Raw genomic sequence first — 13,064 nt, forward strand, 5'->3', positions numbered from 1 at the left:
GTTTCCGGTTTTTTTGTATGTTAATTATAAAGGAATATTTTAATGAGTACTCTACTAAGAAGTGCTGCGCTCGTTTTGTGCGCAGGGGTAAGCTGCGCGCAAGCAACAGAGTCAACCAAACAGTGGGAATTTAATATTGGTGCCATGTATGAAATTGAAAACGTCGAAGGGCAGGGCGACGATAAAGATGGATTATATGAACCTTCCGTGTGGTTTAACGCCACGTATGATGCGTGGACAATTTCACTGGCGATGTATCAGGAAGGCCCGGTTGATTACAGCAGCATGACGCGCGGCACCTATTTCGATCGTCCTGAATTTGAATTACGGTATCGCTTCATTGGCACAGAGGATTTTACGCTGGGTCTTACGGGCGGATTCCGTAATTATGGATATCATTTTAAAGATGAGCACGGTGCGAAAGACGGTAGTGCTAATATGCAGCGCTATAAAATTCAGCCTGACTGGGATGTGAAATTAACAGATGACTGGCGTTTTGGCGGTTGGTTTGCCATGTACCAGTTTGCGAATGACCTGGGAAAAACCGGTTATTCTGACAGCCGCGTCGAAACGGAAACCGGATTTACCTGGACAATAAACGAAACCGTCTCTGCAAAAGTTAACTACTATTTAGAGCGTGGCTTCAATATGGACAGTTCACGTAATAACGGTGAATTCTCCACCCAGGAGATTCGTGCCTACCTGCCTGTTTCATTAGGCCAGACAACGCTTACACCTTACACCCGTCTGGGGCTCGATCGCTGGTCAAACTGGGACTGGCAGGACGATCCAACTCGTGAAGGGCATGACTTCAACCGACTGGGTCTGCTCTATGCTTATGACTTTGCGAATGGCCTTTCCATGACGCTCGAGTATGCCTACGAATGGGAAAATCATGACGAAGGCGAGAGCGACCGCTTCCACTATGCGGGTGTCGGCGTCAATTACGCGTTCTGATGACGTTATACCAGGGGCGTTTGCCCCTGGTTTTTAGCGTAACGAAGCTGCATCTGAAAAATGTGTTTCAACCAATACCTTATGCGGCGCAGGTTTATCCGCAATGCACCTGAACAACAAATCGCAGCTCTCTTCGCCCAGCTTTTTCGTGGGGATATCAAAGCCGCCTGGTGCAGGGGTTAAAATGAGAGATAGCATCGGGTCGCTGTATCCTGCCATTGCGACCTGTTCCGGGATCGCCAGATTTAGCGCATCCGCGGCACGATAAAGACTCAGCAATTTCATGCTGTCAGTCGCAAAAACCGCATCGGGCGGGTTGTCTGAGGAGAGTAGCTGGCAGGCCGCCTGAAGCGCGCTTTCATGGGTATAGCCGCCATCGATAACCCAGGTCGGGTTAATTTCGATGCCGTGTTTCTCAAGGCTGAATTTATAACCCGCCAGGCGATCGATAGAGACGTGATAATCGAGCGGGGCATGCAGGCAGGCAATTTTGGTGCGGCCATGCGTGATAAACGAGTCTGTTAATATGGCGCTGTCGCGGAAATTATCCGTGTCGACAGAATAGATATTCTGGTAATTTCCTTCCACTTTACCAATGACGACCACGGGCACACCGTATTCATCCAGCGTCGAGAAAAACGACTCGTTCGCCGGCGAGCTTAGCATGATGATGCCTTTGATCATCTTCTGCTTTATTTTACCCACGCATTTTTGCAGATCATCTTCACTGCTTTTGGACGTTTGTAAAATAACATCAAAACCTTCTTCTTCTGCTTTTGCCGTTATGGCATGCAGTACATCTGAGAAAAAGGGATTTCCTGCAGTGGTCTTGGTTGAGCGGGTCGAAATAACCATAATGGCGTCGAAGCCAGAAGAGGTGAGTGCGCGGGCAAGTTTATTAGGTTGGTAATTTAACTCATCTATCGCCTTCAACACCTTTTCACGCGCTTCAGGAGAAATATTCGTTTGTTTATTCAGAACGCGTGACACGGTTGATTTCGAAACGCCAGCAACGCGGGCAATATCATAGATGGTGGGTGACATACACCTTACTCACTCCAGACGGACAGCAATTGCGTCCATCTTACTGGAGAGAAAACGGCAATAGCAATAATTAAGAATTGATAATCAACGATCTGCCCCAATTTACTGTATTCTGAAGTGACTTTGTTCAGGGTTCCAGACAATGAAGGACGGCGATGAAGCGACTTAAAAACGAATTCAATTCTCTGGTGAACCGTGGCGTTGATCGCCATCTGCGTCTTGCCGTTACCGGGCTGAGCCGCAGCGGTAAGACGGCATTCATTACGGCGATGGTCAATCAACTGTTGAACCTGCATGCTGGGGCGCGCCTGCCACTGCTTAGCGCGGTGCGCGAGGAGCGATTGTTAGGCGTAAAACGCGTACCGCAACGTGATTTTGGCATCCCCCGTTTCACCTATGATGAAGGTCTGGCACAGTTATACGGGGAGCCTCCCGCCTGGCCCACCCCGACGCGTGGCGTGAGCGAAATTCGCCTTGCGCTTCGTTTTCGCTCGAATGAATCCCTGATGCGTCACTTCAAAGAAACGTCCACGCTGTATCTCGAAATTGTGGATTATCCGGGAGAATGGCTGCTCGATTTACCGATGCTGGCGCAGGATTACCTGAGCTGGTCCCGGCAGATGACCGATCTGTTGCAGGGGCAGCGGGCAGAGTGGTCGACCAAATGGCGCCAGCTTTGCGAAGGGCTGGATCCGCTGGCACCGGCGGATGAAAACCGTCTGGCTGTCATAGCCCAGGCCTGGACGGATTACCTGCATCAGTGCAAGCAGGAAGGGCTGCATTTTATTCAGCCTGGCCGTTTTGTTCTGCCGGGAGATCTAGCCGGTGCTCCCGCGCTACAGTTTTTCCCGTGGCCGGACGTTGACCGCATCGGCGAATCGAAGCTGGCACAGGCAGACAAGACCACTAACGCCGGTATGCTCCGCGAGCGATACAATTATTACTGTGAGAAGGTGGTTAAGGGTTTTTATAAAAATCATTTTTTACGCTTTGACCGCCAGATCGTGCTGGTGGACTGCCTGCAACCCCTCAACAGCGGGCCGCAGGCGTTCAATGATATGCGGCTGGCGCTGACGCAGCTGATGCAAAGTTTTCATTATGGCCAGCGTACGCTGTTTCGCCGTTTATTCTCGCCGGTCATCGACAAGCTGCTGTTTGCCGCCACAAAAGCTGATCATGTGACGGTCGATCAGTACGCCAACATGGTATCCCTGCTGCAACAGCTGGTGCAGGATGCCTGGCAGAACGCGGCGTTCGAAGGGATTAGTATGGATTGTCTGGGTCTGGCGTCCGTACAGGCTACACAGAGTGGGTTGATTGACGTGAATGGCGAGAAAATTCCGGCCCTGCGGGGCAACCGACTCAGCGACGGTGAGCCGCTCACGGTCTATCCGGGCGAAGTTCCCCCGCGTTTGCCGGGCCAGGCTTTCTGGCAAAGCCAGGGTTTTCAGTTCGAAGACTTCCGTCCGCAGAGCATGAACGTTGACCAGCCATTGCCGCATATCCGTCTGGATGCCGCGCTGGAGTTTTTAATTGGAGATAAATTGCGATGACGGAACCGTTAAAACCCCGCATTGATTTTACCGGCCAGCTTGAGCAGTCCCCGCATGAGGCGTTTAAAACAGCGCAAACCTTCAGCGGTCCCCAGGCCGACAACTTTGCTCCCGTGCTGGCAGAGGAGCCGTTGGTGGAAGAGGGGCAGGCGGAAGCGGTCGTTGATGCGGCACTGCGCCCGAAACGCAGCCTGTGGCGTAAGATGGTGACCGCCGGGTTAGCCCTTTTTGGTGTGAGCGTAATTGGTCAGGGCGTGCAGTGGGGCGTCAATGCCTGGCAAACCCAGGACTGGGTAGCGCTGGGGGGATGCGCCGCCGGGGCGTTGATCGTTGGTGCGGGCGTCGGCTCGGTCGTGACCGAGTGGCGTCGCCTCTGGCGTCTGCGTCAGCGTGCGCACGAACGCGATGAAGCGCGGGATCTGCTGCACAGTCACGGCACCGGAAAAGGGCGTGCTTTTTGTGAAAAGCTTGCGGCTCAGGCCGGGATAGATCACTCTCACCCGGCGCTTCAGCGCTGGTATGCGGCGATCCACGAAACCCAGAATGACCAGGAAGTGGTCACGCTCTATGCGCACATTGTTCAGCCGGTACTGGATGCGCAGGCTCGTCGTGAGATCAGCCGCTCGGCGGCGGAATCCACCCTGATGATTGCCGTCAGTCCGCTGGCGATGGTGGACATGGCCTTTATCGCCTGGCGCAACCTGCGCCTGATCAACCGCATCGCCAGACTGTATGGCATTGAGCTTGGCTATTACAGCCGACTGCGCCTGTTCAAACTGGTGTTGCTGAATATCGCCTTCGCCGGGGCAAGCGAACTGGTGCGGGAGGTCGGGATGGACTGGATGTCGCAGGATCTTGCGGCGCGTCTCTCTGCCCGGGCGGCGCAGGGGATTGGTGCCGGTCTGCTGACGGCACGCTTAGGAATCAAAGCGATGGAGGTTTGTCGTCCACTCCCCTGGATCGATGGCGATAAGCCGCGGCTGGGGGATTTCCGTCGCGAATTGATTGGTCAGCTTAAAGAGACGCTCAATAAAAAACCTTCTCAGTGAGGTTTCGTTTACTAATCGTGCGGGCTGTCAATATTTGTTGACAGCCACCTTCCCGAATACCGTGATCTGACATATCATTTTACTGTTATTGGCTTAAACGGTGAATTTCCCATGCGTCTGGAAGTCTTTTGTGAGGACCGTCTCGGTCTGACCCGCGAGTTACTCGATCTTCTTGTTTTACGTAGCATTGATTTACGTGGCATAGAGATCGACCCTGTCGGGCGAATTTACCTCAATTTTGCCGAAATTGAATTTAATACCTTCAGTAGCCTGATGGCCGAAATCCGCCGTATCGCTGGCGTTACGGATGTACGCACCATCCCCTGGATGCCATCCGAGCGGGAACACCTTGCGCTGAGCGCACTGCTGGAAGCAATGCCGGAGCCGTTTCTCTCTCTCGATCTGAAAAACAAAGTCGAGCGCGTTAACCAGGCCAGTTGCCAGCTGTTTGCGCAGACTCAGGAAAAGCTTATCGGTCATTACGCCACGCAATTGATCCCACGTTTTAATTTCCAGCGCTGGCTGGACAGCAACCCGCAAAATACCCATAGCGAGCACGTCGTCATCAATGGACAGAATTTTCTGATGGAGATCACGCCGGTCTACCTGAAAGGGGAAAATGCCGCGCGGGTGCTCACCGGCGCGGTAATCATGCTGCGCTCCACGGTGCGCATGGGACGCCAGTTACAGAACCTTTCCAGCCAGGACGTCGGCGCATTCAGCCAGATTATTGCGGTGAGCCCGAAGATGCGTCACGTGCTCGACCAGGCGCGTAAGCTGGCAAATCTTACGGCACCGCTGCTGATTACCGGGGATACCGGTACGGGGAAAGATCTGCTGGCGCATGCTGTGCATATGGCCAGCCCGCGTGCGGCAAAACCGTATCTGGCGCTGAACTGCGCGTCTATTCCTGAAGATGCGGTGGAAAGTGAACTGTTCGGGCATGCGCCGGAAGGCAAAAAAGGCTTCTTTGAACAGGCGAATGGCGGCTCGGTGTTGCTGGACGAGATTGGTGAAATGTCGCCACGCATGCAGGCGAAACTGCTGCGTTTTCTCAATGACGGCACGTTCCGCCGCGTGGGGGAAGATCATGAAGTGCACGTGGATGTACGCGTCATCTGCGCCACCCAGAAAAACCTGGTGGAGCTGGTGCAGAAAGGGGTATTCCGCGAAGATCTCTACTATCGTCTCAACGTTCTGACGCTCAATATTCCGCCGCTGCGCGATTGCCCGCAGGACATCATGCCGTTGACGGAACTGTTCGTCGCCCGTTTTGCCGACGAGCAGGGCGTGCCGCGTCCGAAGCTCTCTGCCGACCTGGGTACCGTGCTGACGCGTTACGGCTGGCCGGGCAATATTCGTCAGCTTAAAAATGCGGTCTATCGCGCATTAACTCAGCTTGAAGGGTATGAACTGCGTCCTCAGGATATTCTGTTGCCGGATTACGATGCCGGGACGGTCTCGGTAGGCGAAGAGGCAATGGAAGGCTCGCTGGATGACATCACCAGTCGTTTCGAGCGTTCGGTGTTAACACAGCTTTATCGCAGCTATCCGAGCACGCGCAAGCTGGCTAAACGTCTTGGGGTGTCACATACCGCGATTGCGAATAAGCTGCGCGAGTATGGGTTAAATCAGAAGAAGGGTGACGAATAAATAAAAAAGCCTCTTTGCAGAGGCTTTTTTACGTTTAGGCTTTAAGCGCCTCAAGTGCAGCGGTGTAATCCGGTTCGGTAGTGATTTCGTTAACCAGCTCACTGAAAACAACGTTGTCGTTTTCGTCGATCACCAACACCGCACGAGCAGCCAGACCTTTCAGCGCGCCTTCGGAAATGGCAACACCGTATTTTTCCAGGAAATCCGGGCTGCGCAGAGTGGAAAGGGTGATGACGTTGCTCAGGCCTTCAGCGCCGCAGAAGCGGGACTGGGCAAACGGCAGGTCAGCAGAAATGCACAGCACTACGGTGTTGTCCATTTCGGTCGCCAGCTGGTTGAATTTACGCACTGATGCAGCACAAACGCCAGTATCGATGCTTGGGAAAATGTTCAGGACTTTACGTTTGCCAGCAAACTGGCTCAGCGTGACGTCAGACAGATCTTTAGCCACCAGAGTAAAAGGCTGTGCTTTGCTGCCAGACTGTGGGATGGAACCTGCAACAGCAACCGGGTTGCCCTGGAAATGAACGAGTTGTGACATAGATATCTTCCTGTTTACAAATAGTTAACGTCGTGGCTAGTGTATGTCATCCACAGTTAGCACGGCAAACCAATTTTCTGCCTTTCCGGCCTGCAAGGAGTCAGTGATGAGAAGCGTTAAGGTCTATGAAGAAGCCTGGCCATTGCACACCCCGTTTGTGATCTCGCGCGGCAGCCGTAATGAGGCCTGCGTGGTCGTGGTTGAATGTGAAGAGGACGGCGTAAAAGGCGTCGGGGAATGTACCCCTTATCCTCGCTACGGAGAAAGCCTGGCGTCAGTCATGGCGCAAATTATGACGGTGGTGCCCGAGTTGCAGGCGGGCCTGACGCGTGAGGCTCTTCAGCAGAGGTTGCCGGCCGGCGCGGCACGTAACGCGATTGACTGCGCACTCTGGAGTCTGGAAGCGGCGAAACAACAAAAACCGCTGCCTGCGCTGCTGGACGTTACGCTGCCGCAATCGATCGTCACCGCGCAAACGGTGGTCATCGGTGAACCAGAGCAAATGGCGGCCAGCGCCCAGGCGCTATATGCAACCGGTGCAACCTTATTAAAGGTGAAGCTCGACGATCGTCTGATTAGCGAACGCATGGTCGCCATTCGTGCGGCGGTACCTGATGCCACCCTTATCGTCGATGCGAACGAATCATGGCACAGCGAAGGGCTGGCAGCCCGTTGTCAGCTGCTTGCCGATCTGGGCGTTGCCATGCTGGAGCAGCCCCTCCCGGCAGAAGACGATGCCGCGCTGGCGAATTTTATTCATCCGCTTCCCGTCTGTGCAGACGAAAGCTGTCATACCCGTGAGAACCTGTCAGCCCTCAAGGGCCGCTACGAGATGGTGAACATCAAGCTGGATAAAACGGGTGGGTTAACCGAGGCCCTGGCACTGGCACAAGATGCCCAGGCGCAAGGCTTTTCCCTGATGCTGGGCTGTATGTTGTGCACGTCCAGAGCGATCGGTGCTGCACTCCCGCTGGTGAACAGCGTGCGTTTTGCCGATCTGGATGGCCCAACCTGGCTGGCGGTTGACGTTTCACCCGCCCTGAGTTTTACCTCCGGCGTACTTCATCTTTGAGGCTGCCAGCGCAGAAGATCTGTCATCGCTCTGAGGTATTTTTCACTCGCTTCATCCGAGGAAATAGGCGGAAACTCTGCGGTGATACAGTGAAGACTGAGGTCCGCGCACCAGCTGCCAAACGACCCGGGCGTTTCATACCCGACGCTGGTTACCAGAGGTAGAGCAAACGCATCCGCCAGCCACTGCCCGAGCGCTGTATGACGAGGATCTTCAATACAGGCGAGGGGATCGTGGAAAGAGACAACCCAGGCCGGGTGGATCTTATGAATAAGCTGACACAGCGCCTGGGTTTCGGGCTCGGAACCCGGTTTTTCTCCCGTAAGCAGGACCACATCTCGTTCCTGCGCCGAACTGTTCCAGCGATACACCGTTTCACCGGCACGCCAGTTTGCTGCCGGAAAGTTCCTGTTAAGGTCAACGCCTCGTGCGTTCGCCCGTAATCCAAGCTGGCATCCGTCCGGGTTGACGGTCAAAATCACATGATGTCGTCGTAAATCGGGGGCCAGCGTACGTAGCGCGCACGAAAGCGTCACGATGGACGAGTTTTCATCGCCATGTGTGCCCGCAATGATTAAGCCGCTAGTGCGATCGGGCTCGGGGGCCGGAAACCAGATCAGTGGGGCGCCTAAAAATGAGCGGCCATAATGTTCAGTCCCGGGCGGGAAGGCGCCGCGTTCCGTTCTTGGTCGGGTGGTTGCCATAATAAACCCTGATGATGAAGTCGCTTCTGGCAGTGTTGTGCAAAACCCGCGCTTAATCAAATAGTTTCCGTCTGTGTGTAAAATTGCCTGACATCAACTTTCCTGAGGAAGCATTTGCATTTCTCCGTTTCGAAACAAATAATTACGCATCTGCCTGTTACCTGACATCATTAAGGGGATCGTATGAAGCATCCTGTTTCGCTTCTTTGTACTGCGCTGTGGCTGTGCGGGTTTTCTTCACTTTCATATGCCGCGGAGGTTCCCAGGGGAACGGAGCTGGCGCAAAAGCAGGAGCTGGTTCGACACATTAAAGATGAACCCGCCTCGCTCGATCCGGCAAAAGCGGTGGGTTTACCCGAGATACAGGTGATCCGCGACCTTTATGAAGGGCTGGTGAATCAGAATGAAAAAGGGGGGCTGGTTCCCGGCGTGGCGACGCGCTGGCAGAGCAACGATAACCGTGTCTGGACGTTTACGTTGCGGGATAACGCGAAGTGGTCTGACGGTAGTCCTGTGACGGCACAAGATTTTGTCTACAGCTGGCGTCGTCTGGTTGATCCTAAAACTACGTCACCTTTCGCCTGGTTTGCAGCGCTGGCGGGTATTAATAATGCGCAGGCCATTATCGATGGTAAAGCTGCACCGGAAACGCTCGGCGTGACGGCAGTCGATGCTAAAACGCTGCGCGTGCAGCTGGATAAACCGCTGCCATGGTTCAGCAACCTCACGGCTAGCTTTGCGTTCTATCCTGTTCAAAAGGCAAACGTGGAAAGCGGTAAAGAATGGACGCGCCCTGGCGCGCTCATCGGCAACGGTGCGTATGTGCTGAAAGATCGCGTGGTGAATGAAAAACTGGTGGTTGAGCCGAATACTCACTACTGGGATAACGCCAGGACGGTGCTTAAAAAAGTCACCTTTGTGCCAATCAACCAGGAGTCCTCAGCGACCAAACGCTACCTGGCGGGCGATATCGATATTACAGAATCGTTTCCGAAAAACATGTACCAGAAGCTGCTTAAAGATATTCCGGGACAGGTTTATACACCGCCACAGCTTGGGACCTATTACTACGCGTTTAACACACAAAAAGGCCCAACTGCGGATGCCCGCGTACGTCTGGCGCTCAGCATGACTATCGACAGACGTATTATGGCTGAAAAAGTCCTGGGAACCGGTGAGAAACCGGCCTGGCATTTCACTCCCGATGTCACTGCCGGTTTTACACCGGAAATCTCGCCATTTGAGCAGATGTCGCAGCAGGAGCTAAATGCTCAGGCGAAAACGTTATTACAGGCGGCAGGCTATGGTCCCCAGCGCCCGCTGAAATTAACGCTGCTGTACAACACGTCTGAAAACCACCAGAAAATCGCCATTGCCGTCGCATCTATGTGGAAGAAAAATCTGGGTGTTGACGTTAAGTTGCAGAATCAGGAATGGAAGACCTACATCGACAGCCGCAATACAGGGAATTTCGACGTGATCCGTGCGTCGTGGGTAGGGGATTACAATGAGCCGTCGACATTCCTGTCGCTGCTGACGTCCTCTCACACCGGCAACATCTCACGGTTCAACGACCCTGCTTACGATAAGATTATTCATCAGGCGACGCTCGAAACCACTGAAAAAGCGCGTAATGCAGACTACAACATGGCCGAGAAGATCCTCGCCGAGAAAGCGCCGATAGCCCCTATTTATCAATACACCAATGGCCGCCTCATTAAGCCCTGGGTTAAAGGGTATCCGATAAATAACCCGGAGGATGTTGCGTACAGTCGTACAATGTATATTGAAAAGCATTAAAAAAACAGGAAAGGCGCTTAAGTGGTTTTGGCAAATAGCCGTACATCGCTTAAGCGCCTGAACTCACGGTTCATGGTACCTACAGGCTAGTTATTATCAAAATTCCTTTCATAAAAAATCATTTATTCTTTTGATGAATGCTTCGAGCGACATCTCTTTTCCAGTTTATTGAAAAGCGTGCAAGCATTTATACATCCTCCATGTAATAGCTTAATTCCTGCTATTTAAAACCTGACTTTTGTCCGATATAGGATTTTTCCATATTCAGGAGGTTTATTGAATAAGATGATATGTCTCTGCGATTTTGCAGCTGATGCTTAAATCAGCATTGATATAAATCAATTATTCAACGACAGGTGGCAATGAATTCAATATTCTCTATCAAGGCAGACGTTCATGCTAATCTATTGTGAATAAATGGTTAATACTTTCTGCGTGCCACTTATATCTGGAATTTATAAATACTAGTGATTAGTGGAAAATTCTTAAGAAAAATCCATATGCAGATCTTTGATCTGAAAAGTTGATCATGAATGGGCTTTTGCTCTAATATGGTTTTGTAAAGACCCGTCACTCACTTAACTCGTATTTCTTGCAAAGAAAGGGACTGCTATGGCCGATTCATTTCAGAATGAGGTGCCCAAGGCACGCATAAATTTAAAACTGGCGCTGCATACAGGCGGCGCGCAGAAGAAAGTCGAACTGCCGCTTAAACTTCTCACTGTCGGTGATTTCAGTAATGGAAAAGAGAATCGTCCATTGTCCGAAAGGAAGAAAATCAACGTCAACAAAAATAACTTTAATAGCGTACTTTCGGAATTTAACCCGGAGGTTAATCTGACGGTGCCTAACACCATGGCTGTCGATGGTTCGGAGGAAAGTATAAAACTGAATTTCTCCGATATTAAGGATTTCGAACCTGAACAGGTTGCCCGCCAGATCCCTCAGCTCCGCGCCATGCTGGCCATGCGTAATTTATTACGCGACCTCAAATCCAATCTTCTTGATAACGCCACTTTCAGAAAAGAACTCGAGAAAATTCTTAAAGACCCGGCGCTTTCTCAGGAATTACGCGACGAAATGAGTGCACTGGCCCCGAAATAAGCGGCATGTGTAATTTGATGGATTAACCGGGAATATGCTGATGTCTGTGAATAGTGAAACCGCCTCCGCGCAGGGGCAGACCATCGTACTGGAAAAAGAGGGTGTTTACGCCTCCCTGTTTGAAAAAATCAACCTGACTCCGGCCTCGAGCCTGGGTGATATCAATGCGTTTCTGGATGATGCCGCGCTTTCTGACGCGCCGGCGGGTGAACGCCTGACGGCGGCGATGCAGGTGTTTATGGACTGCATCCGCAAATCTGGTCAGCCCGTGGAGAAGCTCGACAAGACCCTGATTGACCACCATATCGCCGAACTGGATTTCCAGATCAGCCGTCAGCTGGATGCCGTAATGCATCACCAGGCGTTCCAGAAGGTGGAGTCCCTGTGGCGCGGCCTGAAGCAGCTGGTGGACAACACCGACTACCGCCAGAATGTGAAAACCGAGATTCTGGACGTCTCCAAGGACGACCTGCGCCAGGATTTTGAGGATGCACCGGAACTGATCCAGAGCGGCCTCTACTGGCACACCTATACCGCCGAATACGACACCCCGGGCGGCGAGCCGATTGGCTCAGTGATTTCATCCTATGAATTTGACGCCAGTCCGCAGGATGTGGCGCTGCTGCGCAACATCTCGAAAGTGTCTGCCGCCGCACACATGCCGTTTATTGGCTCTGTCGGCCCGAAATTCTTCCTGAAAGACTCTATGGAAGAGGTTGCTGCGATTAAGGATATCGGCAACTACTTCGACCGCGCCGAGTACATCAAGTGGAAATCTTTCCGCGACACCGACGACGCCCGCTACATCGGCCTCGTGATGCCGCGCGTGCTGGGGCGTCTGCCGTATGGCCCGGACACCGTACCAGTACGCAGCTTTAACTACGTTGAGCAGGTGAAAGGCCCGGATCATGAGAAATACCTGTGGACCAGCGCGTCGTTCTCCTTCGCGTCAAACATGGTGAAGAGCTTCATCAATAACGGCTGGTGCGTGCAGATCCGTGGCCCGCAGGCGGGCGGGGCGGTGAAAGATCTGCCTATTCATCTGTACGATTTGGGTACCGGCAACCAGGTGAAAATCCCGTCTGAGGTGATGATCCCGGAGACCCGCGAGTTTGAGTTTGCCAACCTCGGCTTTATTCCGCTCTCGTATTACAAAAACCGCGACTATGCCTGCTTCTTCTCGGCGAACTCCGCGCAGAAACCGGCGCTGTACGACACCGCAGATGCCACGGCCAACAGCCGCATCAACGCCCGTCTGCCATACATCTTCCTGCTGTCGCGTATTGCGCACTATCTGAAGCTCATCCAGCGCGAGAACATCGGCACCACCAAGGACCGCCGTCTGCTGGAGCTGGAGCTGAATACCTGGGTGCGTAGTCTGGTGACGGAAATGACCGATCCGGGCGATGAGTTGCAGGCTTCTCATCCGCTGCGTGACGCGAAGGTGGTGGTGGAAGATATCGAAGACAACCCGGGCTTCTTCCGCGTGAAGCTGTTTGCGGTGCCGCACTTCCAGGTGGAAGGCATGGATGTGAACCTTTCTCTGGTGAGCCAGATGCCGAAAGCGAAAGCGTAACGTAAGGCAGG

The 13,064-nt window shown here is 53.0% G+C and carries 11 protein-coding genes; 8 read left to right on the forward strand and 3 right to left on the reverse strand.

Translation table 11 applies throughout. The features are described 5' to 3' along the window. Nucleotides 1-42: 42 nt before the first annotated feature. Nucleotides 43-957: an OmpG family monomeric porin gene (locus ACOTX2_RS06970; protein ID WP_023300241.1), complete on the forward strand. Its 915-nt coding sequence runs from the start codon at nt 43-45 to the stop codon at nt 955-957. 33 nt (nt 958-990) lie between these two features. On the opposite strand, the gene ACOTX2_RS06975 is transcribed toward ACOTX2_RS06970, so the two are convergent. Further along, on the reverse strand, nt 991-2,001 hold the full coding sequence (locus ACOTX2_RS06975) for a LacI family DNA-binding transcriptional regulator (RefSeq protein ID WP_022648292.1): 1,011 nt from the start codon (nt 1,999-2,001) through the stop codon (nt 991-993). 155 nt (nt 2,002-2,156) lie between these two features. Here ACOTX2_RS06975 and ACOTX2_RS06980 point away from each other — a divergent pair, with 155 nt between their 5' ends. The 3 genes from ACOTX2_RS06980 (at nt 2,157) to tyrR (ending at nt 6,256) form a co-directional block, all read left to right on the forward strand. Then, nucleotides 2,157-3,554, forward strand: coding sequence for a YcjX family protein (locus ACOTX2_RS06980; RefSeq protein WP_100148806.1), 1,398 nt, complete (start codon nt 2,157-2,159; stop codon nt 3,552-3,554). Beyond that, nucleotides 3,551-4,603 (forward strand): YcjF family protein, encoded by a 1,053-nt coding sequence (locus ACOTX2_RS06985; RefSeq protein ID WP_063147243.1) that lies wholly within the window; start codon nt 3,551-3,553, stop codon nt 4,601-4,603. Before ACOTX2_RS06980 ends, ACOTX2_RS06985 begins: the two co-directional genes overlap by 4 nt. Before the next feature lie 111 nt (nt 4,604-4,714). Continuing rightward, the gene (gene tyrR, locus ACOTX2_RS06990; RefSeq protein ID WP_063147245.1) at nt 4,715-6,256 is read left to right on the forward strand and encodes a transcriptional regulator TyrR; all 1,542 of its coding nucleotides are present in this window, start codon (nt 4,715-4,717) and stop codon (nt 6,254-6,256) included. A 34-nt stretch (nt 6,257-6,290) separates the two neighbouring features. Here tyrR and tpx read toward each other — a convergent pair whose 3' ends face one another. Continuing rightward, complete coding sequence (gene tpx, locus ACOTX2_RS06995) at nt 6,291-6,797, reverse strand: thiol peroxidase (RefSeq protein WP_003856889.1); 507 nt, start codon at nt 6,795-6,797, stop codon at nt 6,291-6,293. 106 nt (nt 6,798-6,903) lie between these two features. On the opposite strand from tpx, the gene ycjG reads away from it, so the two are divergent. After that, nucleotides 6,904-7,869 carry an L-Ala-D/L-Glu epimerase gene (gene ycjG / locus ACOTX2_RS07000; protein WP_063147249.1) on the forward strand — a complete coding sequence of 322 codons (966 nt, stop codon included), beginning with the start codon at nt 6,904-6,906 and terminating at the stop codon, nt 7,867-7,869. Here ycjG and mpaA read toward each other — a convergent pair. Next, nucleotides 7,860-8,573, reverse strand: coding sequence for a murein tripeptide amidase MpaA (mpaA, locus tag ACOTX2_RS07005; RefSeq protein ID WP_022648287.1), 714 nt, complete (start codon nt 8,571-8,573; stop codon nt 7,860-7,862). The two genes, ycjG and mpaA, sit on opposite strands and share 10 nt — an antisense overlap. Nucleotides 8,574-8,756: 183 nt before the next feature. Between mpaA and ACOTX2_RS07010 the strand changes: the two genes are divergently transcribed. The 3 genes from ACOTX2_RS07010 (at nt 8,757) to tssC (ending at nt 13,053) form a co-directional block, all read left to right on the forward strand. Further along, nucleotides 8,757-10,373, forward strand: coding sequence for a peptide ABC transporter substrate-binding protein (locus ACOTX2_RS07010; RefSeq protein WP_063147251.1), 1,617 nt, complete (start codon nt 8,757-8,759; stop codon nt 10,371-10,373). Nucleotides 10,374-10,985: 612 nt separating this feature from the next. Then, nucleotides 10,986-11,477 carry a type VI secretion system contractile sheath small subunit gene (tssB, locus tag ACOTX2_RS07015; RefSeq protein ID WP_023300236.1) on the forward strand — a complete coding sequence of 164 codons (492 nt, stop codon included), beginning with the start codon at nt 10,986-10,988 and terminating at the stop codon, nt 11,475-11,477. 34 nt (nt 11,478-11,511) lie between these two features. Then, a complete protein-coding gene (tssC, locus tag ACOTX2_RS07020) occupies nt 11,512-13,053 on the forward strand; it encodes a type VI secretion system contractile sheath large subunit (protein WP_072202206.1) in 1,542 nt (513 codons plus the stop codon). The last annotated feature ends 11 nt before the right edge of the window (nt 13,054-13,064 follow it).

It is taken from the genome of Enterobacter cloacae complex sp. IR5412, assembly GCF_049237385.1.
GTDB classification, from domain to species: domain Bacteria; phylum Pseudomonadota; class Gammaproteobacteria; order Enterobacterales; family Enterobacteriaceae; genus Enterobacter; species Enterobacter intestinihominis.

Bases quoted from the DNA above. Each gene is read 5' to 3' on its own strand.
- ACOTX2_RS06970 (WP_023300241.1), top strand. From the start codon at position 43: ATGAGTACTCTACTAAGAAGTGCTGCGCTCGTTTTGTGCGCAGGGGTA.
- ACOTX2_RS06975 (WP_022648292.1), bottom strand. From the start codon at position 2,001: ATGTCACCCACCATCTATGATATTGCCCGCGTTGCTGGCGTTTCGAAA.
- ACOTX2_RS06980 (WP_100148806.1), top strand. From the start codon at position 2,157: ATGAAGCGACTTAAAAACGAATTCAATTCTCTGGTGAACCGTGGCGTT.
- ACOTX2_RS06985 (WP_063147243.1), top strand. From the start codon at position 3,551: ATGACGGAACCGTTAAAACCCCGCATTGATTTTACCGGCCAGCTTGAG.
- tyrR (WP_063147245.1), top strand. From the start codon at position 4,715: ATGCGTCTGGAAGTCTTTTGTGAGGACCGTCTCGGTCTGACCCGCGAG.
- tpx (WP_003856889.1), bottom strand. From the start codon at position 6,797: ATGTCACAACTCGTTCATTTCCAGGGCAACCCGGTTGCTGTTGCAGGT.
- ycjG (WP_063147249.1), top strand. From the start codon at position 6,904: ATGAGAAGCGTTAAGGTCTATGAAGAAGCCTGGCCATTGCACACCCCG.
- mpaA (WP_022648287.1), bottom strand. From the start codon at position 8,573: ATGGCAACCACCCGACCAAGAACGGAACGCGGCGCCTTCCCGCCCGGG.
- ACOTX2_RS07010 (WP_063147251.1), top strand. From the start codon at position 8,757: ATGAAGCATCCTGTTTCGCTTCTTTGTACTGCGCTGTGGCTGTGCGGG.
- tssB (WP_023300236.1), top strand. From the start codon at position 10,986: ATGGCCGATTCATTTCAGAATGAGGTGCCCAAGGCACGCATAAATTTA.
- tssC (WP_072202206.1), top strand. From the start codon at position 11,512: ATGCTGATGTCTGTGAATAGTGAAACCGCCTCCGCGCAGGGGCAGACC.